Annotated in this window: 26 protein-coding genes; 20 read left to right on the top strand and 6 right to left on the bottom strand. The window is 67.7% G+C overall.

Going from position 1 to position 24,083, the window contains the following annotated elements:
- The first annotated feature begins 35 nt into the window (after positions 1-35).
- On the top strand, positions 36-842 hold the full coding sequence (locus tag NBT81_RS02860) for a MarR family transcriptional regulator (protein ID WP_338740916.1): 807 nt from the start codon (positions 36-38) through the stop codon (positions 840-842).
- A gap of 12 nt (positions 843-854) precedes the next feature.
- On the opposite strand, the gene NBT81_RS02865 is transcribed toward NBT81_RS02860, so the two are convergent.
- Together NBT81_RS02865 and NBT81_RS02870 are read right to left on the bottom strand one after the other, a co-directional pair.
- The gene (locus NBT81_RS02865) at positions 855-2,183 is read right to left on the bottom strand and encodes an MBL fold metallo-hydrolase (protein ID WP_338740918.1); all 1,329 of its coding nucleotides are present in this window, start codon (positions 2,181-2,183) and stop codon (positions 855-857) included.
- A gap of 25 nt (positions 2,184-2,208) precedes the next feature.
- Positions 2,209-2,952 (bottom strand): alanyl-tRNA editing protein, encoded by a 744-nt coding sequence (locus tag NBT81_RS02870; RefSeq protein WP_338740920.1) that lies wholly within the window; start codon positions 2,950-2,952, stop codon positions 2,209-2,211.
- Positions 2,953-3,089: 137 nt separating this feature from the next.
- On the opposite strand from NBT81_RS02870, the gene NBT81_RS02875 reads away from it, so the two are divergent.
- On the top strand, positions 3,090-3,938 hold the full coding sequence (locus NBT81_RS02875) for a halocyanin domain-containing protein (protein WP_338740921.1): 849 nt from the start codon (positions 3,090-3,092) through the stop codon (positions 3,936-3,938).
- Position 3,939: 1 nt separating this feature from the next.
- Here NBT81_RS02875 and NBT81_RS02880 read toward each other — a convergent pair whose 3' ends face one another.
- Both NBT81_RS02880 and NBT81_RS02885 read right to left on the bottom strand, forming a co-directional pair.
- Positions 3,940-4,368 (bottom strand): CopG family ribbon-helix-helix protein, encoded by a 429-nt coding sequence (locus NBT81_RS02880; protein ID WP_338740922.1) that lies wholly within the window; start codon positions 4,366-4,368, stop codon positions 3,940-3,942.
- A 62-nt stretch (positions 4,369-4,430) separates the two neighbouring features.
- On the bottom strand, positions 4,431-5,012 hold the full coding sequence (locus NBT81_RS02885) for an isochorismatase family cysteine hydrolase (protein WP_338740923.1): 582 nt from the start codon (positions 5,010-5,012) through the stop codon (positions 4,431-4,433).
- Between the two features lie 60 nt (positions 5,013-5,072).
- Here NBT81_RS02885 and NBT81_RS02890 point away from each other — a divergent pair, with 60 nt between their 5' ends.
- The 16 genes from NBT81_RS02890 (at position 5,073) to NBT81_RS02965 (ending at position 20,354) form a co-directional block, all read left to right on the top strand.
- On the top strand, positions 5,073-5,276 hold the full coding sequence (locus tag NBT81_RS02890; protein ID WP_338740925.1) for a PGF-CTERM sorting domain-containing protein: 204 nt from the start codon (positions 5,073-5,075) through the stop codon (positions 5,274-5,276).
- A gap of 73 nt (positions 5,277-5,349) precedes the next feature.
- Positions 5,350-6,345: a radical SAM protein gene (locus NBT81_RS02895; protein WP_338740926.1), complete on the top strand. Its 996-nt coding sequence runs from the start codon at positions 5,350-5,352 to the stop codon at positions 6,343-6,345.
- Between the two features lie 167 nt (positions 6,346-6,512).
- Complete coding sequence (gene ahaH / locus NBT81_RS02900) at positions 6,513-6,845, top strand: ATP synthase archaeal subunit H (protein WP_338740928.1); 333 nt, start codon at positions 6,513-6,515, stop codon at positions 6,843-6,845.
- Positions 6,832-9,075 carry a V-type ATP synthase subunit I gene (locus tag NBT81_RS02905; RefSeq protein WP_338740930.1) on the top strand — a complete coding sequence of 748 codons (2,244 nt, stop codon included), beginning with the start codon at positions 6,832-6,834 and terminating at the stop codon, positions 9,073-9,075. The genes ahaH and NBT81_RS02905 overlap by 14 nt, the downstream gene beginning before the upstream one ends.
- 220 nt (positions 9,076-9,295) lie before the next feature.
- Positions 9,296-9,556: a F0F1 ATP synthase subunit C gene (locus NBT81_RS02910; protein WP_299335135.1), complete on the top strand. Its 261-nt coding sequence runs from the start codon at positions 9,296-9,298 to the stop codon at positions 9,554-9,556.
- Between the two features lie 21 nt (positions 9,557-9,577).
- On the top strand, positions 9,578-10,159 hold the full coding sequence (locus tag NBT81_RS02915) for a V-type ATP synthase subunit E (protein ID WP_338740932.1): 582 nt from the start codon (positions 9,578-9,580) through the stop codon (positions 10,157-10,159).
- Positions 10,156-11,205 (top strand): V-type ATP synthase subunit C, encoded by a 1,050-nt coding sequence (locus NBT81_RS02920; RefSeq protein WP_338740934.1) that lies wholly within the window; start codon positions 10,156-10,158, stop codon positions 11,203-11,205. Before NBT81_RS02915 ends, NBT81_RS02920 begins: the two co-directional genes overlap by 4 nt.
- Positions 11,202-11,525, top strand: a complete 324-nt coding sequence (locus tag NBT81_RS02925; protein WP_338740935.1) for a V-type ATP synthase subunit F — start codon at positions 11,202-11,204, stop codon at positions 11,523-11,525. The genes NBT81_RS02920 and NBT81_RS02925 overlap by 4 nt, the downstream gene beginning before the upstream one ends.
- Before the next feature lies 1 nt (position 11,526).
- A complete protein-coding gene (locus tag NBT81_RS02930; protein ID WP_338740936.1) occupies positions 11,527-13,284 on the top strand; it encodes an ATP synthase subunit A in 1,758 nt (585 codons plus the stop codon).
- 1 nt (position 13,285) lies between these two features.
- Positions 13,286-14,695 carry an ATP synthase subunit B gene (locus tag NBT81_RS02935; protein ID WP_338740937.1) on the top strand — a complete coding sequence of 470 codons (1,410 nt, stop codon included), beginning with the start codon at positions 13,286-13,288 and terminating at the stop codon, positions 14,693-14,695.
- Between the two features lie 86 nt (positions 14,696-14,781).
- Positions 14,782-16,425: a bacterio-opsin activator domain-containing protein gene (locus NBT81_RS02940; RefSeq protein WP_338740939.1), complete on the top strand. Its 1,644-nt coding sequence runs from the start codon at positions 14,782-14,784 to the stop codon at positions 16,423-16,425.
- 79 nt (positions 16,426-16,504) lie between these two features.
- The gene (locus tag NBT81_RS02945; RefSeq protein WP_338740941.1) at positions 16,505-17,251 is read left to right on the top strand and encodes a bacteriorhodopsin; all 747 of its coding nucleotides are present in this window, start codon (positions 16,505-16,507) and stop codon (positions 17,249-17,251) included.
- Positions 17,252-17,361: 110 nt separating this feature from the next.
- Positions 17,362-18,168 (top strand): lycopene cyclase domain-containing protein, encoded by an 807-nt coding sequence (locus tag NBT81_RS02950; RefSeq protein ID WP_338740943.1) that lies wholly within the window; start codon positions 17,362-17,364, stop codon positions 18,166-18,168.
- A 3-nt stretch (positions 18,169-18,171) separates the two neighbouring features.
- Complete coding sequence (locus NBT81_RS02955) at positions 18,172-19,215, top strand: Brp/Blh family beta-carotene 15,15'-dioxygenase (protein ID WP_338740945.1); 1,044 nt, start codon at positions 18,172-18,174, stop codon at positions 19,213-19,215.
- A 26-nt stretch (positions 19,216-19,241) separates the two neighbouring features.
- Positions 19,242-19,952 (top strand): V-type ATP synthase subunit D, encoded by a 711-nt coding sequence (locus NBT81_RS02960; RefSeq protein ID WP_338740946.1) that lies wholly within the window; start codon positions 19,242-19,244, stop codon positions 19,950-19,952.
- Positions 19,953-20,354: a DUF6276 family protein gene (locus NBT81_RS02965; RefSeq protein WP_338740947.1), complete on the top strand. Its 402-nt coding sequence runs from the start codon at positions 19,953-19,955 to the stop codon at positions 20,352-20,354.
- On the opposite strand, the gene NBT81_RS02970 is transcribed toward NBT81_RS02965, so the two are convergent.
- Together NBT81_RS02970 and prf1 are read right to left on the bottom strand one after the other, a co-directional pair.
- On the bottom strand, positions 20,355-21,584 hold the full coding sequence (locus tag NBT81_RS02970; protein WP_338740948.1) for a glycosyltransferase family 87 protein: 1,230 nt from the start codon (positions 21,582-21,584) through the stop codon (positions 20,355-20,357).
- Between the two features lie 39 nt (positions 21,585-21,623).
- Entirely contained in the window at positions 21,624-22,868 is a 1,245-nt protein-coding gene (gene prf1 / locus NBT81_RS02975) for a peptide chain release factor aRF-1 (RefSeq protein WP_338740949.1), read from the bottom strand.
- A 210-nt stretch (positions 22,869-23,078) separates the two neighbouring features.
- On the opposite strand from prf1, the gene NBT81_RS02980 reads away from it, so the two are divergent.
- Positions 23,079-23,900, top strand: a complete 822-nt coding sequence (locus NBT81_RS02980; RefSeq protein ID WP_338740952.1) for a P-loop NTPase — start codon at positions 23,079-23,081, stop codon at positions 23,898-23,900.
- 39 nt (positions 23,901-23,939) lie between these two features.
- A complete protein-coding gene (locus NBT81_RS02985) occupies positions 23,940-24,068 on the top strand; it encodes a hypothetical protein (RefSeq protein ID WP_338740953.1) in 129 nt (42 codons plus the stop codon).
- Positions 24,069-24,083: the final 15 nt, after the last annotated feature.

Below are 24,083 nucleotides of genomic sequence, written 5' to 3' on the forward strand. Positions count from 1 at the left end.
AAAAATACTTGAGTAGCCGGTTCGCAGTGGGCGTGATGGCAGAGAACGCCGACGGGGGGTCGGGCGTCCTCCGGAGCAAGCGCTCGGCGACACGGTATCAGATTCTGGTCGGCATCGCCGAGCGACAGCCGGCGGTCAGCCAGCAGGAGATTGCGGACGCCGTCGGCATCACGGCCCAGGCGGTGAGCGACTACGTCCAAGACCTGGTCGAGGAAGGGTACGTCCGGAGTCCGGGACGGGGCCGCTACGAGGTGACCAAGGAGGGCGTCGACTGGCTCATCGGCCGGACGGACGAGCTCCGGGAGTTCGTCACCCACGTCTCCGAGGACGTGATCGGTCAGGTGGAGATCGAGACCGCCCTCGCGACCGCCCGGATCGAGGAGGGTGACGCCGTCTCGCTCTCGATGCGGGACGGCGTCCTCCGCGCGACCCCCGGCGCGGCCGGGAGTACAACTGCGGTTGCAGTCACGAGCGCCGACCCGGAGGGCGACGTCGGCGTCACCGACTTCGAGGGCGTCCTCGACTACGACCTCGGGCGGGTGACGGCCGTCTCGATCCCCCGGGTACAGGACGGCGGGAGTGGGGCGGTGGCGACGGGAACGGTCGTCGACCACGCCACAGAGAGTGACCTGGTGGCGACTGCGGGGACCGAGGCGTTGGCGACCGCGCGGGCGGCCGGCCTCGCTCCCGACGTGCGCTTTGGTACCCCGCAGGCGGTCGGCGAGGCCGCCGCCCGCGGGTTGGACGTGTTGCTTCTGGCCGTGGCCGACGAACTCTCGACCCACCTCGATCACCTCCGCGACGACAGTATCAACTACGAAGTCGTCGACACGGCGGAGTAGTCGGACCGCCGCTCACACCACGACCGTCCCGCCCAGTTCGGGTGCCTCGGCGTCGAACCCGTCGGCCCGGAGTTCCTCGGCGAACCACGCACACCGGTCGCCGTGGTTCACCAGTATCCGGCTGTCGCGGTACGAATCGAGCACCGACACCAGCCCCTCACGGTCGGCGTGGGCAGAGAAGTCGTACTGTTCGACCTGCGCAGCGACGGGCATTACCCGTCCGTCGATTTCGGCTCGCCCCGTCTCGATCAGGCTCCGACCCGGCGTCCCCTCCACTTGGTAGCCGGTCATGGTGATCTTGTTGGTCGGATTGGTTCGAATCGCGGGGATGTACGTCATCGCGGGGCCGCCGGAGAGCATCCCGCTCGTGGTGATGATCGCCGCTCGCTGGTCCGTGATCCGCTCGCGCTGTCCGTCGCGGCCGGTGACGAAGCGAGCGTGGGACTTCGCCCGCCGAAGCGCGTCCGCGTCGCGGACGAACTCGGGGTGGCGCCGGAGCATCTCGGTGACGTCTTTACCCATCCCGTCGACGTAGCAGGGGATGTCGTGGGCCTCGCAGACGAGCATCATCTCCTGAGTCCGTCCGATGGCGAAGGCCGGGACGACGACCGTCCCGCCCTCCCACAGCGTCGTCTTGACGCTCTCGGCGAACCGTTCCTCGACCACACCTCGGCGCTCGTGGTCCACGTCGGCGTAGGTGCTCTCGCAGACGACGACGTCGGCTTCGGGGCGTGCCGTCGTCCCGGGGACGAGTCGCTGGCCGTTCGGTCCGTTCCGGTCGTCCGCACTCCCCGAGTCCCCCCCGTCGTCGGTGTGGAAGTCGCCGGTGTACAGCAGACGGGTGTCGCCGTCGCTGACCGAGACGTGCGCGCTCCCCGGGATGTGTCCCGCGTCGAAGAACGTCACCTCGTGGCCGGCGGCCTCGAACGACTCCCCGTAGCCGTGGGTTTCGGACACCTCGGTGACCCGCTTGACGTCGTTCTCGGTGAACGGACACTGGAGCGTGCCGCCGAAGCGTCCTTGACGCTTCGAGCCACCCCTCGCTCCGCTCGCGGAGACGCCGTGGAGTTTCAGCGTGTCGCGGGCGAGCGTGAGCGCGAGTTCTCGGGTCGGTGGCGTCCAGTGGATCGGCGGCCGGGCGTCGCCCGACAGCAGCGACGGAATCGCGCCGACGTGGTCGAGGTGGCCGTGGGAGACGACGACCGAGTCGGGGCTGGGCGTCTCCACGGGGAACTGCGGCGGCGTGTCGGTCAACATACCGAAATCGAGGAGGAGGGAGTCGTTCACGAGGACGGCGCTTCGTCCGACCTCGCGTGCGCCGCCGAGAAACCGGAGCTTCATCGCCCGTCGGTAGCCGGCCGCGCCGTTAGTGTCCGTCGCTTTCGCTCTCCGGCTTCGACTCGTACTCGATCCGATCGACGCTCTCCCCCTTCGAGACGCGGTTCGTGATCCGGACCCGCCCCACCGCCCCGAGGCGGTCGACGTGCGTCCCGCCACAGGGACACAGGTCGAAGTCGCCGATGGCGACGACACGGAGCGGGTCGACGTGCTCGGGTATCTGGTCGAGTTGGGTCCGCCCCTCAGGAACCGCCGCCTCGACCGCCTCGCGGGGTCGTTCTTCCTTCTCGACCGGGAGGGCCCGATCGATCACCTCGTTCGACCGCCGCTCGATGATCGACAGATCCTCGTCGTCGAAGTCGCCCGGTTCGAAGTCGATCCACGCGCCGTCGACCGACACCCGGTTTCCCACGGTCGCCGCCCCGTACGCGTCGAGGACGACCCGCGAGACGACGTGTTGGGCGGTGTGCATCCGCCGGAGTCGGTCGCGGCGATCGGCGTCGATCCGACCGGTGACCGTCGTCCCCGCCTCGGGGCGGTCGCCCTCCACCGTCCCGACGTGGTGGCGCACGTCGCCGTGATTCTTCTCCGCGTCGACGACGGTCGCCCGCCCGCCGTCCCACGACAGCGTCCCCCAGTCCGGCGGTTGCCCGCCGCCACCCGGGTAGAAGTGCGTCCCGTCGAGGACGAGGTAGTCGTCGGTCACCTCGACCACGGTCGCCTCGAACTCGGTGACGTCGTCGGCGTCGGGGAGGTAGCGCAGGTCCGTCATACCGGACCGATGGCGGCCGACGGACAAAAGGGTGTACTCCGGCCGAGCGAGACGACCCGACGCGGTCCCGGATTCCGGGAACGCGACCCGGGGTACTTTACACGTCGCCGCCGAGTTCGAGAGGAGGTGTGATAGCTATGCACGATCCGTCCGATTGGTCCCGGCGCGAGTTCGTGACCGCTTCCCTCCTCGGCACCGGCGCTATCGCCGGCTGCATGGCGCGAGGGCAACCAACCGACGCGAACGCCGACGACGCCCCCCGGTGTCTCGACGAGTGGCTGGCCGATGCGAACGCGTACGAGGGGGTGATCGACCGGTACGGCCCGGACGACACGCCGGAGGTGACTGTCGGCGACGCTCCCGGCGACGGCCACGGCTACGACGCCTTCGGTCCCGTGGCGATCCGCGTCCCGCCGGGAACGACCGTCGAGTGGACGTGGAGTGGTCGAAGCGACCCCGAAAACGTCGTCGCCCTCGACGGTTCGTTCGACAGCGGCGACCCCGTCGCAACCCACGGCGAAACTTTCGCGCACACGTTCGAAGAGCGCGGGACGTACCGCTACGTCTCGGAACCGAGTCGCGACGACGGGATGCGGGGTGCCGTCGTCGTCGCCGACCCACCCGAGAGCGACTACCCGGCGGTCGACTCGTGGCTGGCGGACGTGAACACGTACGACGGGACGGTCGTCGACGACGTGGACACCCCGTCGCCGATCGTCACCGTCGCGTCCGCGGCGGGCGAGCGTCCGTTCACCTTCTCGCCGCCGGCCGTCCGGGTCGGCGTCGGGGCGACCGTCCGGTGGGTGTGGCGTGGAAACGGCCCACACAACGTCGTCTTCGAGGACGTCGACGTCCGGAGTGAGGTGCGGACCGACCCCGGTGTCGGCTTCGAACACGCGTTCGAGGAACCGGGCGTCTATCGCTACGCCTGTGACCCTCACCACACGCTCGGGGCGAAGGGAGCCCTCGTCGTCGAGGAGGAGTAGCCTACTCCGGCGACACGAACGGCCCGAACTCGTCGACCGGCATCACCGAGTAGTCGACGCTGAGGGTGTCCTGTGTCGCCCTGATCTTGCCGACGAACGTGGAGATGGTCTCCAACTGGCCCTCGAGGACGAACAGTTCCATGCAGTAGTGGCTCCCGACGTGGCTGTGGAAGTTGGCGACGACGAGGCCCTCGTAGTCGTGACGTAGGCCCATCATGCGCTCTTCGACGCTCGTCGTCTCGTAGTCGAAGATGACCGTCACGACCGCCATCAGATCGCGGTTCTCGAGGCGCTTGTCCTCGAACTCGCCGAGCAGGTTCCGCGACGCCTCGCGGACGACTTCGCTCCGACCGGTGTAGCCGTGTTCGTCCGCGAAGGCGTCGATCCGTTCGACCAACTCCTCGGGCATCGAAACGCTGACGACCGTCATAGTATTAAATCATCGCCGTTCATATATTAACAGTTGCTATCCACGTTCGGCGGGAGTCGGGCTCAACAGACCGGCAGGAACTCGACTGCGTCGCGGGTGGTGGTCTCGCCGAACAGCCAGTCGGCGTGGTCGACGGCGTACTCGTGGTCGGCCTCCTCGATGTAGCCGATGGCGTCGGTCACGAGGACTGGTCGGTAGTCCCGGAGGCCCGCGCTCCCGGCGGTGTGGAGGACACAGACGTTCGCGAGCGTCCCGCAGATCAGGAGGTCGTCGATGCCACGGGCCGAGAGCCACCCGTCGAGTTCGGTGTCGTGGAAGGCGTCGTACGTGTGTTTCTCGACCACGTGGTCGTCGGGGCGGACGTCGAGTTCGGCGACGAGGTCGGCTTCCCACGACCCCTCGACGACGTGTTCGCCCCAGCGTTCGAACTCGTCGTAGTAGTGTGCGTCCTCGAACTGCTCCGGCGGGTGGACGTCGCGGGTGTAGACCACGCGCACGCCCGCCTCGTGGGCGCGGTCGACGAGTTCGGACACCTCGTCGACGGCCGCCTCGCTCGCCGGGGCGTGGAGGCTCCCGTCCGGATGGCAGAAGCCGTTCTGCATGTCGACGACGACCACTGCGGTCCTGTCGGGATCGTATGGCATGATTGCGAGTAAGAGTGCCGGAACCCTAAAAGCACGTTCGAACGCGCGTCGGGGTGTCGCTTGCCGTCGGTCCTCCGTCGTCTCCGGCGACCCTCGACATCCACGCGCACCTCGACCGCGGTACTCACGCCGACCACGACGGCCACGCCGACGGCGGACACCGGAACGCGGACGCCGACCGCGGAGAGCAGCCCCGGATTCGATGGCGGCGGCACGGTGGTCGCGTTGCTGGCGGCGAGCCTGCTGGCCCGCCGGCGTGATTGACCTCGCTAGCCAGTCCGACGCACGATTCGTACCGACGGATTTTCCCGCCTCGGTGCCGTCGTACCGACAACGAATGATCTCGAAGGGCTGTGAACAGTGCGCCAAGGGCGGAAAGATGGTGCTGTTCGTCTATGGCTACTGCGACCAGCGCGACTGCTTCTACTGCCCGCTCGGGGAGAATCGCAAGAACGTCGACACCGTCTACGCCAACGAACGCGAGGTGGAGTCGGACGAAGACGTTCTCACGGAGGCCCACCGGATGGACGCCCTCGGTACGTCGATCACGGGCGGGGAGCCACAGGAGGCGCTGGACCGTACCTGTCACTACCTCTCCCTGCTGAAAGACGAGTTCGGCGAGGACCACCACACCCACCTCTACACCGGTATCACGGGCGGTCGCGAGAACATGCGCCGCCTCTCGGAGGCCGGACTCGACGAGATTCGGTTCCACCCGCCGCTGGACCTGTGGGGCGACCTCCACGGCACCGAGTGGGAGGAGATCCTCTACGTCGCCCGCGAGGAGGGGCTCACCCCCGCGTTCGAGATCCCCGGCATCCGCGCCGAGACGGAGTTCCTCGACTTCTTGGACGAGGGCGCGGCCGACTTCTGTAACGTCAACGAGTTCGAGATGTCCGACGGCAACTACCGCCGGATGCAGGAGGAAGGCTTCGAGCGCAAGGAGGGCCACATGAGTGCCGTCGAGTCGCCGACCGAGGAGATCCTCGACGTGATGGGCGACCACGACAAGGTGTACTTCTGCACCTCGGTGTTCAAGGACGCCGCCCAGCACCGCCGCCGGCTGAAGCGGATGGCCCGGAAGATCCGCCGGGAGTTCGACGAAGTGACCGACGACGGGACGCTCGTCTACGGCAAGACGTGGGTGACCGAAGAGCGGTTGCAGGATCTGGGCGTCCCCGCTCAGTACTACACCGTCAAATCCGACCACGTCGAGCTCGCGTGGTGGCTGTTGGAGGAGATGGTCGACGAGGGCGACGTGGGCGAGGGCGAAATCGTCGAGCAGTATCCGACCGTCGACGGGACCGTGGTCGAGCGGACGCCGTTGGCGTGAGTTTTGAGTCGCAGTCGTTTTTGCCGCGCGAACGGAGCGAGTAACAGGGAGGACTGGGACCGTGGCCGAGCGGACGCCGTTGGCGTCGGGTGTCGCGGTCGATCCGGGCGGGTCCGTTCCGCAAACACCTTATATGCCCGTTCCGCAACGTTCCAACGATCAGTAGTATGCCGAGACCAGAGGTTCTCGAACGGATCAAGACGGCCGAGACCGAGGCCGAAGAGATCGTCGAGGAAGCCGAGGCCGATCGCGAGGAACGTATCGCCGAGGCGCGCGAACGGGCCGACGAGATCCGCGCCGAGGCCGAGACCGAAGCCGAGGAGATGGCCGACGAACGGCTGAGCGAGGCCGAGGCGGAGATCGAAGCCCGGGCCGAGGAGATTCGGGAGGAGGGGCAGGCGGCCCGGGAAGAACTCATCGCCCAAGCCGAGGAACGAATGGACGAGGTGGTCGAGTACGCCATCTCCCAGTTCGAGGAGGCGGTGCATGCTCAGACCTGAACGGATGAGCAAGGTTTCGGTGACGGGATCGAAGGGAGTCATGGACGACGTCGTCGAGGCGATCCACGACTGTAACCTGCTCCACGTCACCGAGTACGACGGCTCTTGGGAGGGGTTCGAACCGGGAACCCCGACCGAGGGCGCCGACGACACTTCCGAGAAACTCGTGACCGTTCGCTCCATCGAGAGCATCCTCGATGTGGACGGCGAGGACGCGGGTCCGACCCGCATCGTCACGGACGACGCACTCGACGAGGAACTCGAGGAGATCCGACAGCGCGTCAACGAACTGGAGGATCGACGCGACGAGATCCGCGACGAACTCGGCAGTGTCGAGGAGCGGATCGCGGCCGTCGAACCGTTCGCCACGCTCGGAATCGACCTCGACTTGCTCTCGGGCTACGACACGCTCGACGTGGTCGTCGGCAAGGGGAACGTCGACGAGGTCGAGCGTGCGGTGGCCGACGCCGACGGCATCGCCGCCGTCGAGGTCTTCTCCGAGGACGACGTGGTGGCGATCTGTGCCCGTCCCGCCGACGGCGCCGACGAGGACACCCTCTCCGACGCGCTCGTCGGTGTGGACTTCACGGCGCTCGACGTGCCGGACGCCGAGGGCTCCCCCGAGGAGTACGTCGCGGAACTCGAACACCGGGAACAGCAGCTGTCGTCGAAACTCGACACCGTCGAGGACGAACTCGACGAGGTGAAACTCGATGCCGCGGGATTCCTGCTGGCCGCCGAGGAGAAACTCTCCATCGACGTCCAGAAGCGCGAGGCTCCGCTCTCCTTCGCGACGACGGACAACGCCTTCGTCGCCGAGGGCTGGATCCCGGCCGCGGAGTATTCGACTCTCGTGGAAACCATCACCGACGCGGTCGGTGACCACGCGGAAGTCGAGGAACTCGAGCGGGCGTCGTTCGACGCGGACGGCTCCGAGGCGGTCCGCGAGGACGTCTCCGCTCCGGCCGACTCGGAGCCGGCGGCAGCCGACGGCGGCGAGGCGGTCCGCGCCGACGGCGGCGGTGGCGTCGTGATGCGCGACGACTCCCCGCCGGTCGTCCAGAACAACCCCGGGGTCGTCAAACCCTTCGAGGTACTCACGCAGGCAGTCAGTCGACCGAAGTACGACGAGTTCGACCCGACGGTCGTCCTCTTCCTGACGTTCCCGGCCTTCTTCGGGTTCATGATCGGCGACCTCGGTTACGGGGCGCTCTACACCCTGATCGGCTACTACCTCTACAGCAGTTTCGACAGTGACGCGTTCAAGAGCATGGGCGGTGTCACCATCTTCGCCGGCCTCTTTACGATGCTCTTTGGCATCCTCTACGGCGAGATATTCGGGCTACACCTGATCGCGACGTACTTCTGGGAGGGTGTCGTCGGTCTCTCCCACGCCCCGATGGAGAAGGGACTCTCGCCGTCGGGCCAGTCCTACGCGCTGACGTGGCTCGTCGTGAGCATCCTGATGGGCATCGTCCACCTCAACGTGGGCTACGTCTTCGACTTCATCGAGAACCTCGAACACCACGACGCGAAGCACGCGCTCTTGGAGAGCGGGTCGTGGATCCTCATGCTCAACGGGCTGTGGGTGTGGATCCTCTCGCGGAGCGCCGTGAGCTACAAGCCCAACTTCATATTCACCATCTTCGACGGGTCGGGCGCGGCTCCCGAGGCCGGCGAGGCGATCAGCGCCACCTACGCGCTGGGCTTCAACGGCTTCCCCGAACTCGTCGGGCTGGTCGGGTTCGCCGCGTTCGCCGTCGGTCTCGTCCTGCTCGCAGTCGGCGAACCGATCGAGATCATCGAGTTCCTGAACGTGCTGGTGAACGCGCTGTCGTACACCCGGATCGCCGCGGTGTTGCTCGCGAAGGCGGGGATGGCCTTCACGGTCAACCTCCTCTTTTTCGGCGTGTACGTCACCGGATCGGGCTCGGATGCGGCCTACCACTTCGGCCTCGGCCACATGCCCGAAGTGGGGAGCATGTACCACGGACACGAAGTCACCGAGATCATGTTCGGTGGCCTAGTCCACTCGGGACCGGCGATGCTCGTGGTCGGCTTGCTCGTCCTCGTGCTCGGCCACCTGCTCGTTCTCGCGCTGGGCGTGACGAGCGCCGGCTTGCAGGCGGTGCGTCTCGAGTACGTCGAGTTCTTCGGCAAGTTCTACGGCGGCGGCGGCAAGGAGTACGAACCGTTCGGCTACGAGCGGACGTACACCACCGAGGACTGACCGCTCCCGGTTTTCGCCCCCGCTCCCGTTCTGCCGTCGCGGATCACACCCTGCTCGGGGTCGACGGCGCACTCGGTGTGTGTCACGGTACCGGATGCCCCCGATAGACCGCTCTTTCGCTCTGTATTCGGCAATTTTCGCGAAGTCGTTTGGGAAGCTTTATGACGGTCGTGGAGGCAAGTACGCACTGTTCGGAGACAACTCCACACTACCATCCACAATGTACGAAATTGCAACGCAGTTGGCATCCGTCGCACTGCAGGCAGAAGGGGCAGCCGCACCGGCCATTCCGGCCTCGGCCGCCGCGGCACTGGCCGTCGGTCTGGCGGCCTTCGGCGCGGGCTACGCCGAGCGCGGCATCGGCGCCGCCGCCGTCGGCGCCGTCGCCGAGGATCAGGACCTCTTCGTGCAGGGCCTGATTTTCACCGTCCTGCCGGAGACCCTCGTGATCCTCGCGCTGGTCGTCGTGTTCCTGGTCTGAACACCTTCCTCCCGTTTCATCATGAGTTTAGAAACAGTCGCCGAGGACATTCGAGACGAGGCACGCGCGCGTGCGGAGGAAATCCGCCAAGAGGGCGAGGACCGCGCCGCCGAGATCGTCGAGGACGCGGAGGCTGACGCCGCAGAGATCCTCGAGGATCGCGAGGCGGCCGTCGAGCGCGAGATCGAACAGCGCCGCGACCAAGCCGTCTCCAGCGCGAAACTCGAGGCCAAGCAGGCCCGCCTCGAGGCGCGACGCGACGCGCTCGCGGACGTCCGCGAGGCGGTCGAGAGCACCGTCGTCGACATCGACGGCGAGCGCCGTCGGTCGCTGACGGAGACGCTTCTGGGCGCGGCCGCCGAGGAGTTCGACGAGGGCGAATCGGTGTCCGTCTACGGTCGGGCGGACGACGAGGAACTGCTCGAAGATCTGCTCGAGGAGTACGACGGCTTCAGCGTCGCCGGAGAGTACGACTGTCTGGGCGGTGTGGTCGTCGAGAGCGAGGAGTCACGCGTTCGCGTGAACAACACCTTCGACTCGATCCTCGAGGCGGTCTGGGAGGACAACTTGAAGGAACTGAGCGACCGACTATTCGAGCGATGAGCGCGAGCCCCGGCAGTTCGAATCCGGAGTACGTCTCGGCACGCGTCCGGTCGCGGAAGGCGGCGCTGTTCAGCGACGACGACTACCGGAAGTTGGTCCGAATGGGCCCCTCCGAGATCGCGCGCTTCATGGAGGAGTCGGAGTACGAACGCGAGATCAACGCGCTCGGGGCGCGCCACTCGGGGGTCGACCTCATCGAGTACGCGCTCAACCGCAACCTCGCGAAGCACTTCAACGACCTGTTGTCGTGGGCCGACGGACGGCTCTACGACCTGATCGCCCGGTATCTCCGGAAGTTCGACGCTTGGAACGTGAAGACGGTGCTGCGTGGGATCTACTCCGACGCGGCCCGCGAGGAGGTAGAGACCGACCTCATCCGGGCCGGCGAACTCTCGGAGCGGCTCCTCGGTCGCCTGCTCGACGCCGGCTCGGTGGAGGAAGTCGTCGATCTGCTCGAGGGGACGATGTTCGGTGCTCCCCTCGCCGACGCCTTCGACGACTACGAGGACAGCGGCGTGTTGGTGCCGCTCGAGAACGCGGTCGACCGCTCCTTCTACGAGCAGCTGCTCGCGGACCTCGTCGTCGACGAGGCGACGGAGACCTACCGCGAGTTCCTCGAGGCAGAGATCGACTTCCGGAACGCGCGCAACGCGCTCCGACTCGCGCGAAGTGGGGCCGACATCGACCCCTCGGCGTACTATATCGCGGGCGGAACGCTGTTTTCCGCCACCGAGTTGAACGCCCTGGCGTCGAACCTCGACGAACTCGTCGCGACGATCCGTGATGGCCCGTACGGTGACAAGCTGTCCGACGCACTCGACGAGTTCGAGCGGGCCGACAGCCTCATCTCGTTCGAGCGGGCGCTCGACGCGGCGCTGTTGGAGTACTCCGACAGGCTCGGCGTCGTCCACCCGCTGTCGGTCGCGCCGGTCCTCTCCTACATCCTCGCCAAGGAGCGCGAGGTCGACAACATCCGCGCCATCGCCCGCGGCCGCGAGGCGGGGCTCGACGAGGACGATATCGAAGGGGAGTTGGTGATCCTATGAGTCAGGAGATCGCCGTCGTCGGGAGCCCCGAATTCACCACGGGGTTCCGACTCGCTGGCGTCCGGACGTTCGAGAACGTCCCCGAAGACGAGAAGGACGAGGCGCTCGACGAGGCCGTCATGCGGACGCTCGATGACGACGACGTCGGCATCGTCGTGATGCACGACGACGACATGGACTATCTCTCCCGGGAGGTCCGGGACGCCGTCGAGGGGAGCATCGAACCGGTGCTCGTCACCCTCGGGGGCGGGGCCGGTAGCGGCGGCCTGCGCGAGCAGATCAAGCGAGCCATCGGTATCGATCTGATGGAGGAAGACTAACATGAGTCAGGCAGACACGACCGTCCGAGAGGACGGCATCATCGACAGCGTGAGTGGTCCGGTCGTGACCGCCGTCGATCTCGACGCCCGAATGAACGACGTCGTCTACGTCGGCGAGGAAGGACTGATGGGCGAAGTCATCGAGATCGAAGGCGACATCACGACGGTTCAGGTGTACGAAGAGACCTCGGGCGTCGCCCCCGGCGAACCCGTCGAGAACACGGGCGAGCCGTTGACGGTCGACCTGGGGCCGGGGCTTCTGGACTCCATCTACGACGGCGTCCAGCGCCCCCTCGACGTCCTCCAAGACAAGATGAACAGTGCCTTCCTCGACCGTGGGGTCGACGCCCCCGGCATCGACCTCGAGAAGGAGTGGGAGTTCGTCCCCGAGGTCGAAGAGGGCGACGCAGTCGAACCGGGTGACGTCGTCGGGACGGTTCCGGAGACGGTCACCATCGAGCACAAGGTGCTCGTTCCCCCGAACTCAGAGGGCGGCGAAGTGACGGCCGTCGAGGAAGGCGAGTTCACCGTCGAGGAGACGGTCGTCGAACTCGACAGCGGCGAGGAGATCCGGATGCGCCAGGAGTGGCCGGTGCGCGAACCGCGCCCCGCCGGCGACAAGAAGACGCCGACGGAACCGCTCCTGACCGGCCAGCGGGTGCAGGACGGCCTGTTCCCCATCGCCAAGGGCGGCACCGCGGCCATTCCGGGTCCCTTCGGGTCCGGGAAGACCGTCACCCAGCAGCAACTCGCCAAGTGGTCCGACGCGGACATCGTCGTCTACATCGGCTGTGGCGAGCGCGGCAACGAGATGACCGAGGTCATTGAGGACTTCCCCGAACTCCCCGACCCCCAGACGGGGAACCCGCTGATGGCTCGGACGACGCTCATCGCCAACACGTCGAACATGCCCGTCGCGGCGCGCGAATCCTGCGTCTATACGGGCATCACCATCGCGGAGTACTACCGCGACATGGGCTACGACGTGGCGCTGATGGCCGACTCCACCTCGCGGTGGGCCGAGGCCATGCGCGAGATCAGTTCGCGCCTGGAGGAGATGCCCGGCGAGGAGGGCTACCCCGCCTACCTCGCCGCGCGGCTCTCCCAGTTCTACGAGCGCGCGGGCTACTTCGACAACATCAACGGCACCGAAGGCTCGATTTCGGTCGTCGGTGCCGTCTCCCCGCCGGGGGGCGACTTCTCCGAGCCGGTGACCCAGAACACGCTCCGCATCGTGAAGTGCTTCTGGGCGCTCGACGCCGACCTGGCCGAGCGCCGGCACTTCCCCTCGATCAACTGGGACGAGTCGTACTCGCTGTACCGCGAACAACTCGACCCGTGGTTCGAGGAGAACGTCTCCGACGACTGGCCCGAGGTCCGCCAGTGGGCCGTCGACGTCCTCGACGAGGAGGGCGAACTCCAAGAGATCGTTCAGCTCGTCGGCAAGGACGCCCTGCCGGAAGACCAGCAGCTCACCCTCGAAATCGCGCGGTACATCCGCGAGGCGTGGCTCCAGCAGAACGCGTTCCACGACGTCGACACCTACTGCGAACCGGACAAGACCTACCTCATCCTCACGACCATCAAGACGTTCAGCGACGAGGCGTTCGACGCGCTGGAGGCGGGCGTCCCAGTCGAGGAGATCAGCGACGTCGAGGCGCTGCCACGCATCAACCGCATCGGCGTCCAGGAGGAGTACGAGGCGTACATGGACGAACTGAAAGACGACATCACCGAGCAGATCCGGGAGCTGTACTGAGATGAAAGAGTACAAGACGATCACCGAGATCAGCGGTCCGCTGGTGTTCGCCGAGGTCGATCAGCCGATCGGCTACGACGAGATGGTCGAAATCGAGACCCAGGACGGCCAGATCCGACGCGGGCAGGTCCTCGAGTCCGAAGACGGCCTCGTCGCCATCCAGGTGTTCGAGGGAACCTCGGGCATCGACAAGAACGCGTTCGTCCGGTTCGAGGGCGAGACGCTGAAGATGGACCTGACCGAGGACCTCCTCGGGCGCGTGCTGTCGGGGTCGGGCGAACCCATCGACGGTGGCCCGGCGGTCGAAGCCGACGAGCGACGGGACATCGTCGGCGCGGCGATCAACCCCTACGCCCGGGAGTACCCCGAGGAGTTCATCCAGACCGGCGTCTCCGCCATCGACGGCATGAACACCCTCGTCCGCGGACAGAAGCTCCCGATCTTCTCCGGATCGGGGCTGCCACACAACGAGCTCGCGCTCCAGATCGCGCGACAGGCGAGCGTGCCCGAGGAGGAGGAAGAGGGCGAGGACTCCGAGTTCGCCGTCATCTTCGGCGCGATGGGGATCACCGCGGAGGAGGCCAACGAGTTCATGGACGACTTCGAGCGCACCGGTGCCCTGGAGCGGTCGGTCGTCTTCATGAACCTCGCGGACGACCCCGCCGTCGAGCGGACGGTCACGCCGCGGATGGCGCTGACGACCGCCGAGTACCTCGCGTTCGACAAGGATTACCACGTCTTGGTGATCCTGACGGACATGACCAACTACTGCGAGGCGCTCCGAGAGATCGGCGCGGCCCGCGAGGAGGTGCCGGGACGCCGTGGCTACCCCGGCTACATGTACACCGACCTGGCCCAACTCTACGAGCGCGCCGGTCGGATCCAGGGTCGTGACGGCTCGGTCACGCAGATCCCGATCCTCACGATGCCCGGCGACGACGACACCCACCCGATCCCCGACCTGACGGGATACATCACCGAGGGACAGATCTACGTCGACCGCGACCTCAACAGCCAGGGCATCCAGCCCCCGGTCAACGTGCTCCCTTCGCTCTCGCGGCTGATGGACGACGGCATCGGCGAGGGCCTCACCCGCGAGGACCACGCCGACGTCTCCGACCAGATGTACGCCGCGTACGCGGAGGGTGAGGACCTCCGCGACCTGGTGAACATCGTCGGTCGCGAGGCGCTGTCCGAGCGCGACAACAAGTATCTCGACTTCGCGGACGCCTTCGAGACGGAGTTCGTCGACCAAGGCTTCGACACGAACCGCGAACTCGACGAGACCCTCGACATCGGTTGGGACCTCCTCTCGCAACTCCCCACGGAGGAACTCAACCGGATCGACGAGGAGTTCATCGAGACGTACTACCGCGAGGACGCGGTCGAAGAGGAGGCGACGGCGGACTGACCGCTTCCGACCACACGTCCTTTCGCCACCACGGTTCGTACTGACACCGACCAAACGCATTTGTTGCTCCGTTCCCGTGGGGAACTATGTCACGGGGGGTTGACGCCGAACCGGACGCCGAGGAGTCACACGCCGGAGTCACCGCCAGCGCGCCGGCCGTCGACGAGTCGCTGAAGACCCGGACGATGGACGAGGCACCGGTCGGGATCACGGTCGCCGACGCGACCGAACCGGACATGCCACTCGTGTACGTGAACGCGGCGTTCGAGCGGATCACCGGCTACCCACCCGAGTACGCAGTCGGCCGCAACTGTCGGTTCCTCCAGGGTGAGGGGACCCGCAACGCGCCGGTCGCGGAGATGCGGGCAGCGATCGAGGCCGGCGAGGCGACGACGGTCGAACTCCGCAACTACCGGCGGGACGGCGAGTTGTTCTGGAACGAGGTGACCATCGCGCCCCTCTACGACGACGACGGGGCAGTGACACACTACGTCGGGTTCCAACAGGACGTGACCCGCCGCAAGCGGGCCGAGCGTGCGGCCGCCCGGCGCGCGTCGCGCCTCGACCGGGAACGGGACACACAGGAGCGCCTGCTGGACCGACTCGACGGCGTCGTCGTCGACGTGACCCGTGTGGTCGCGGAGGCGCGGTCACAGGCGTCGCTCGAACGCGACGTCGTCACGCGACTGTCGGAGACGTACGCGGGCGCGCGTATCGGTCGCTACGACCCGGCAGACGAGGCTATCGTCCCGCAGGCCGACGCCGGCTGGATGGCCGACGACGAGGGTCTCGATCGAATCCCGGTCGACGCCGGGTTCGACGACGACCCCTCCCCCGTCGCGGCGGCGGTGTCGACCGCCGTCGACGACCGCACCGTCCGCATCCGACCGCTCGCGGACGCGTCGACCGCCGTCGGTGTCGTTCCCCTCCACTACGGCGACGCCATCTACGGCGTCGTCTGCGTGTACGTTCGGAACAGCGCCGACTTCGACGACCACGAACGCGCCGTCCTGACGGCGCTCGGCCGGACGGTCGCCACGGGTATCAACGCACTGGAGAGCCACCGCACGCTCCGGGCCGACGAGCGGATTGAACTCCAGTTCTCGGTGGTCGGCGACCACCCGTTGCGCTCGGTGGCGGCGGCGGCCGACTGTCGCCTGGAGTACGCCGGGAGCGTCGGTGACAGGGACCATCCGGCCGACCTGTTCGAGGTCGACGGGGCGGACGCCGACGAGGCGCGGGCGGCGACCCGAACGGTCCCGGTCGACCTCCACGCCGCGCTCGTCGAGGGGGAGGACGACTGTCTCGTCGAACTGTCGGTCACTGCCCCGTCGATCCGGGACCTCCTCGTCGAGTACGGGGCCGAACTGCACGCCGCGACGATCACCCCGTCGGTCGCCGAGTTCACCGTCGAGGTCGGGCGGGAGTCGATCGCTCGGTCGCTGGCTGCCGCCGTCACCGACCGCTTCGAGGGTGCGGACCTGACCCGGTATCGCCAGCGGGAGCGACGCCCCGAGACCCACACGGAGTTCGTCGCGCGGTTGGAAGCCGACCTCACCGACCGGCAGCGCGCGGCGCTGGTTCGGGCGTACGCCGGCGGCTTCTTCGAGTGGCCACACGAGGCGACCGGCGACGACATCGCCGAGGCGATGGGCGTCTGTCGGTCGACGTTCCACCAGCACTTGCGGGCCGCACAGCGGAAGGTCGTCGGTGCGATGTTCGACGGCTGATCCTCGGCCGATCGCCCCGGAACCCAACTAGTTGTGTACGCCGCTTACAACCGTTCCCCCCTATGTATCCAGTTGCATTATGCCACAACCAGGCAGCGAGGGGATATGGCTCTGGATCGGCACGCTCGGCATGTTCCTGGGGATGCTGTACTTCATCGCCAGGGGCTGGGGAGAAACGAACGAACGGCGTCAGGAGTTCTACATCGTCACCATATTCATCACGGCCATCGCGTTCACGAACTATCTCGCGATGGCGCTGGGGTTCGGGTTGACGATGGTGACGGTCGGTGGCGAGGAGCTACCGATCTACTGGGCGCGGTACACGGACTGGTTCTTCACGACGCCGTTGCTGTTGCTCGACCTCGGCTTGCTCGCCGGGGCGAGCCGGAACCAGCTCTCCGCGCTGGTCGGTCTGGACATGTTGATGATCGGTACCGGTGTCGTCGCGACGCTGTCGGCCGGCCCGGGCGCACTCGGTGAGGGGGCCCGCCGGCTGATCTGGTGGGGCGTCTCCACGGGCTTCCTGCTCGTGTTGCTGTACATGCTGTACGGCTCCCTCGGGAACAAGGCCAGCCGGCTCTCGGGTGACGCCGCGTCGACGTTCAGCACGCTCCGGACGCTGATCGTCGTCGTCTGGTTGATCTACCCCGTCTGGTGGATCGTCGGCACCGAGGGGCTCCAGATGGTGTCGCTGTACATCGAGACGGCCGGATTCATGGTGCTCGATCTGGTCGCGAAGGTCGGCTTCGGGATCATCCTGCTGTCGAGCCGAGAAGTGCTCGACGCCGCGGGATCGAGCACCGCCGCCGCGGACGCAGCCGACTGACGACGGCGTCGACGGTCAGTCGGCGTTTCCGTTCGTGATACTTCGACCCGCGGAGTTATACGCGCGGACGACCAACCGCCGCGCCACACCCAACCGACGGGAGACCCACGATGACCGGCCCCACGTACCTCCAGTTCCACATCGCGTTTCTGGTCCCGGCAGTGATGCTGATGATCGCAACCGCGTTCGTGAGCCGGGCGCAACTGCCCGACGCCGTGCCACGGATCGGCGCGGGCCGGTGGTACTGGAGCGGGGTCGCCATCGTCACTCTCGTCGCGTTGGTGTACACGATTCCTTGGGACAACTACCTGATCGCGAGGGGCGTCTGGTGGTACGGCGACGGGAGCACGCTCGCCACGGTCGGCCACGCGCCGGTCGAGGAGTACCTGTTCATCCTCGTTCAGCCGTGGCTGACGGCGCTGTGGCTCTCGCACCTCTCGCTCCCGGGGTCGTGGCCCGACGCCGGGCGAGCGCTCCGGTGGCGGCCGCGGCTGGCTGCCGTCGGCCTCGCCGCCTTCGTCGGCGTCGCCGGCTGGCGACTGCTCGGGACGGCGGCGACGTTCTACCTCGGGGCGATCCTCGCGTGGGCCGCCCCGGTGTTGGCGCTGCAGTGGGGGGTCGGTGCACCCCAGTTGTGGGCGCGCAAGCGACTCGTCGCCATCGGGGTGCTCGTCCCGACGGCGTATCTGTGTATCGTCGATCGGATCGCCATCGAGTACGGCATCTGGATCCTCTCCGAGGAGTACACCACCGGCCTGACCGTCGCCGGCCTCCCCGTCGAGGAAGCGACCTTCTTCCTCGTGACGAACCTGTTCGTCGTCCAAGGACTCGTCCTCTACCGGTGGGTGCTCGACCGCCGGGCCGACGGCTCGGTGGCGACGCTCCGCGTCGGGGACGACGACCCCCGCTACCCGTAGCCGATGGCTGACCGTCAGGCGTCCGATCCCGAACTCGCGGCGATCATGCGCGCGGTCGGCTGTCGCCCGGCGTGGGCCGCCGTCGCCCTCGTCGCCCTCCTCGCCGTCGTCGCGGCGGCCCTGGACGTGGCGGCGACGCTCCCGCCCTGGGTTCGGTACCTGCCCCTCGCGGCGAGCCTGCTCCTCTTCGGGCTACCACACGGTGCGGTCGATCACCTCGCGCCGCCCCGTGCGGCCGGCCGACCGACGGCGCCGCGGTGGATGGCGCTCGTCGGCGTCGCGTACCTCCTGCTCGGGGGCGGCTACGCCGTCCTGTGGACGGTCGCTCCGGTCGTCTCGGCCGCGCTGTTCGTCGCGCTGACGTGGTTCCACTGGGGGCAAGGCGACCTCTACGCGCTGGACGCCCTCGGCGCCGACCACCTCGACGGGCGCGGGGTCCGCGCCGGGACGCTCTTGGTTCGCGGTGGGCTGCCGATGCTCGTTCCGCTCCTCGCCCACCCGGAGCGGTACCGGCAGGTGGTCGACGCGTGGGTGTCGCTGTTCGGCCGCCATCTCGCGCTTTCCGTCACCGTCGACGCCCGTCTCGGCCTGGGTGTCGCGTTCGCGGCGGTAACCGCGGCGACGCTCCTCGCCGGCTACCGGCGGGCGGACGGCCCGGCATGGCGTCACGACGCCGTCGAGACGCTCTCGCTGTGGGTGTACTTCCTCGTCGTCCCGCCGCTCGTCGCCATCGGGGTGTACTTCTGTCTGTGGCACTCGCTCCGACACATCGCCCGACTGATCGGGATCGACCGCGACGGTGCGCGTGTCGCCTTCGTCGAGCGGGGGGCGGTCGCGGCGCTCCTCCGGACGGGTCGGGAGGCGGCTCCGCTGACCGGGCTGTCCGTCGTCCTGTTGGTCGGGGCGGGCGTCGTCGTCGGCATCGAGACGGTTCCCGGCCGCTTGGCCGCGCTGTATCTAGTCTTCATCGCAGTCCTGACGCTCCCACACGTCGCGGTCGTGACGTGGATGGACCGGGCCGAACGGGACGGAACAGTAAAAGGTTAACCGCCTCCGTCCACAACTGTACGGCAATGGCCGAGGACGTCAAACCCACTCGCAAGAACCTCATGGCGATCGAGGATCGGATCGAACTCTCCGAGCGGGGCCACGACACGCTCGAACAGAAGCGGGACGGCCTCATCATGGAGTTCATGGACATCCTGGATCAGGCCCAGGATATCCGCGCGGACCTCGACGCGAACTACGAGACCGCCCAGCGCAAGATCAACATGGCGCGGGCGATGGAGGGTGACGTGGCCGTCCGCGGCGCGGCCGCGGCGCTCAAGGAACACCCCGAGATCACGACCCAGTCGAAGAACATCATGGGCGTGGTCGTCCCGCAGATCGAGTCCTCGCGCGTGAAAAAGAGCCTCGATCAGCGGGGGTACGGCCTGCTCGGGTCCTCCGCCCGCATCGACGAGGCCGCGGACGCCTACGAGGAACTCCTCGAATCCATCATCCTCGCCGCCGAGGTGGAGACGGCGATGAAGAAGATGCTGACCGAAATCGAGACCACCAAGCGCCGTGTCAACGCCCTGGAGTTCAAACTCCTGCCCGACCTCCACGAGAACAAGGAGTACATCGAGCAGAAGTTGGAGGAACAGGAGCGCGAGGAGATCTTCCGCCTGAAGAAGATCAAGGCCAAGAAGGAAGCCGAGGAGAAAGCCGAAGCCGAAGCCGAAGCGGAGGCGGAGGCGGAGGCCGAGGCCGCCGACTCCGACGTCGTCACGGCCGACGACTAGATGTCGTGTCCGGCCTGCGGCGGCGACGCCGACGTCGTCTTCACCGTCCCGTCGGCGCTTCGCTCGCACGCCCCCGGGTCGGGCGAGACGGCCGCTATCTGTTCTTCCTGTCTTCGGACCCACGCCCCCACGACCGAGCGCAGCGTGTCGGCCGAGCCACCGTTCGCGTCGATCCACCCCGCCTTCCCGACGGGCGAGGCCGGGGCGGCACTCGCGCTTGCCCTCGGCCTCCTCGACTCCCTCGCGCTCCGCCGGGCCGACATCGACGACTGCTGTTCGCACGCCGAGCGCGCGGGCGCGGACGTACTGTTGACGCTCGACCGCCTGGCGACAGCCGAGGGGGTCGATCCCCACTTCGACGCCGACCGGCGACGGGTCCAGGTGGCCGAGATGCTAGCGTGATCACTCCCGGCCGGTCGTGACGGCCCTCCGGAGCGAGAGCGGGGATCCGGCCCCCGCTTGGGCGACCCGGAGGGCGGCCAGGCCGACGAGGAGGAGGTTCCCCCAGAGACCAGGTTGAAGCGGCCCCGCCGGCACCCACTCCGGTGCGAGTTTGACGGCGGTCCGCAGGCCGTAGGAGTGGGCGTGGAAGAGGAGGAGGCCGACGACCGGCAGGGTCGGCGAGCCCTCCGGCCGGTCGAGTTCCGCGGCCACCAGCAGGACCACCGCGGGGACGGCGGCGACGAAGTAGTACGCGTAGGCCAGCGGCGCGAGCAGGGGAACAGCGGCGAAGCCGAGGGCGGTCGTCTCGCGGACGGCGTCGCCGTCGTCGGCTGCCCGGAGCGCGAGCCCGACGACCGCGAGGCTGGCGAGCAGGCGGAGCGCCAGGCTGTACGGGACGCCGTACAGCGGCCGGTAGTACGGTGGGAGCCAGAGGCGCGGCGACCGGGCGTCGCTTCCCATCCGGACTCCCCACTCCAGCACCTCAAGGTAGGTCAGATGGGCCCCGATGCCGAAGACGAGGACGGAGCAGACGAGGAGGACGACGCCGCCGCCGACCGCGCCGGCGAACCGCCGTCGGTCCGCGAGGAGGTGTGTGCCGGCGGGTGCGTACGGGAGTTTGATCACGCCACAGACGCCGGTGAACACTCCACTGGCGTACCCCCGGCCGCGGAGCGACGTCGCCGCCGCGAACGCGAGCAACGCACCGAGCAGTCCGGCGGTCTGTCCCATCTTCACCGACAGGAGAAGTGGCTGGAAGCCGGCGACGACGGGGAGCGAGAGGAGTCGCTCGACGGGGTGGAGCCGACAGCCGAGCGCCGAGGCGAGACGCTGGATCGCGACCCAGAGGACGAGGACGGTGCAGACGGCCCACGTCGGCGCGGCGGTGGCGAAGGGGAACGCGAGGACGAAGGGGGCGAACGCGAGGAGGACGACCGGCGGGTAGAGGTAGCTCCCGTGGTAGCCGCCGCCATCGGATTGGACGTAGAAACTCTCGCCGGCCCGCCAGCGCCCGACGGCGTTGCTGTAGGCGCCGAAGTCCCAGAAGCCAAAGCGCGGTGCGATCCCGGCCAGGCGGAGGTAGTGGTCGACGGCCGGGTGGACGAACAGGACGAGGGAGGCGAGGAGGGCGACGGCGACGAAGACTGGCCGGTCCCCGCGGCGCGCGAGGAGACGGCGGAGGACTGACATGGCGGGGGACCGTCGACCGGTACCGACAAAAAGCTGTGGTTAGATTCCGGTCGAGTACCGCAGGATGCCGGCGATGCCGCCGAAGGCGTCGTGGAGTTGCTCGCCCTTCTCGAAGTCGGTGCTGATGAACTTCGTCTCGGTCCCCCGCTGTTCGGCGATGGCCATCAGGTGTTCGATGACGTCCTCGCGTTCCTGTACCTCGGCGTCGCTCCCGTCCGAACAGTCGTGGTCCGGCGTCGAGTGTCGGCGGTCGATCACCTCGAACTCTTCTTGCCCGTTGCAGTCGTAGACCACCACGTCCTTGCGGAGGTCCTCGCTGATGAGGAGGCGGTCGACCGACCCCATCACGAGGTTGCGGCGGGTCTGCTCGAAGCCGTAGGTGGCGAGGTCGCCGGTGTTGAGGTTCTCGAAGAACTCCTCCATCTCCACCTTGTCTTTCATTATCTCCTGGTCCGCGAGGACGTCCTGTGCGGCGTCGACGAGGTCGTAGAGCCCGGACTCGTCGGTGTAGGAGACGTCGAACTTGCCGACCACCTTGTCCCGCAGTTCGTGGTGGAGGTAGTCGCCGTCGAGGAACTCGTCTTTGGTGGGTGAGGGGCCGCCGACGAGGATGCCGTCGAGTTCGTGGCGCTTGGGAACGAAGAGGTCGTCGGCCATCCCCGCGATCTCTTGGTAGAAGTTGTCGATGGCTTCGAGGCGGAGGCGGGCGAACCGCTGGGCGGACTGGCCACCTTTCCGCTGTTTGCCGGGAACGAGCGAGGAGGCGCTCTTGACGGGTTCGACGCGTTTCCCCTTGAGCCAGCCGACGTTCGCCTCCCGTCGGTCGAGGACGATCAGTCCGAACAGACCCTTATCGGAGAGCATCTCCTCCAAGGGTTCGGTGAGGAAGTCGGAGTCGCAGTGGTAGCGAAAGGACTGGATCGGATCGGGTGGGCTCTCCAGGACCTTCGTCACCATGTCGGTCTGCCCGCCGCCGGCGTCGACCGCGCCGCTGAAGATGACGATGCCGTTGTCGGGCGGGTAGGTGTCGTAGTAGCGGAGACGGTCCTTGATGCTCGTGAGCGCGTCTTGGACGTTCGTCCGCGTCTGCTTGGACTTGATGTTGCTCGCCTCGGAGTGTTCCTGCGTGACGTGAGCGACGACGGAGGAGATCTGTTTGTCCGGGGGGATGTAGATGGTGACGAGTTGGGTCCCGGAGCCCTCGTACTCCTTCAGGTCCTCGATGACCTTCCGGAACTCGTACTTCCGACGGTCATCGTCGGCCTCTTGGGCGTCAGTACTCATTGTCGTCTCTAGTCCGGTCGGCGCTAAGTAATCTTTGACTGGGGGCGTAGGCCGACGGCCCGCGGGAAGTGCGCGAGGCGACGGCTCGCGGGAAGTGCGCGAGGCGACGGCTCGCGGGAAGGGCACGAGGCGACGGCTTCTGCACGCGGTCCGCCGCGACTGCTCGGGGAGTAGAGTTATATGCCCGTCGGGGGAGGTTTCTGACGACCTATGCGACGGGTGTACGCGGTCGCCAGTGGGAAGGGTGGTGTGGGGAAGACCACCACCGTGGCGAACCTCGGTGCGGTGCTCGCCGCCGCTGGCCACGAGACGGCGGTCGTCGACGCCGACCTCGGGATGGGGAACCTGGCCGGCGTCCTCGGTATCGACACCCACGCCGGACCGACGGTCCACGACGTGCTCTCCGGGGCCGCCGGCGTCGACGACGCCGTCCACGAGGGGCCGGTGGGTCTGTCGGTGATTCCAGCGTCGGACGACTTGGACGACTTCGGGGCGGCCGATCCCGCCAACCTGTCGGCCCTGCTCGACGTGATCGACGCCGAAACGATCCTGGTCGACACCTCCGCGGGGCTGAGTCACGACAGCGTCGAACCGCTCCGGATCGCCGACGAGGTGCTACTGGTGTCGACGCCGGAGCGGGGTGCACTCGGCGACACGGCGAAGACTCGCGACGTGGTCGGCCGCTTCGGGACGACCGTTGCGGGGGTGGTGCTCACGCGCACTACTGCCGACACCGACACCGCGACCGCCGGGGCGCGTCTCGACGCCCCGATCCGCGGCACGATCCCCGACGACCCGGCGGTGTCGGCTGCCGCCGAGGCGGGCGAGCCCCTCGTCGTCGCCGCGCCCGACGCGCCGGCGACCGACGCGTACCGTCGACTCGGGGCCGATCTGACCGGCGACGACTCGCTCGCCCCGGCGACCGACGGGAGCGAGTCGACGACCGGTGTGGCCGACGACGGCGAGGCCGAGGCGTCGGAGGCGGCCGACGACGAGGAGCGAACGGGGTTCCTGCGCTGGCTCCTCCGCTGAACGGGAAGTTCTTTGGGGCCGCCACGAGGACGGGTGCGTATGCAAGAGTCGAACTCGATCCCGCTCTGGTGGATACTGCTGTTTCTGGTGCTCGCGCTCGGCATCGGTGCGTTCGCAGTGTCGGCCGTCGGTGGCTCACTGATCGCCAGCGTCCTCGTCCCGGCGTAGGTCGAACGCGCCGGC

This window comes from Haloplanus sp. CK5-1, assembly GCF_037201915.1.
Classification (GTDB): Archaea; Halobacteriota; Halobacteria; order Halobacteriales; family Haloferacaceae; genus Haloplanus; species Haloplanus salilacus.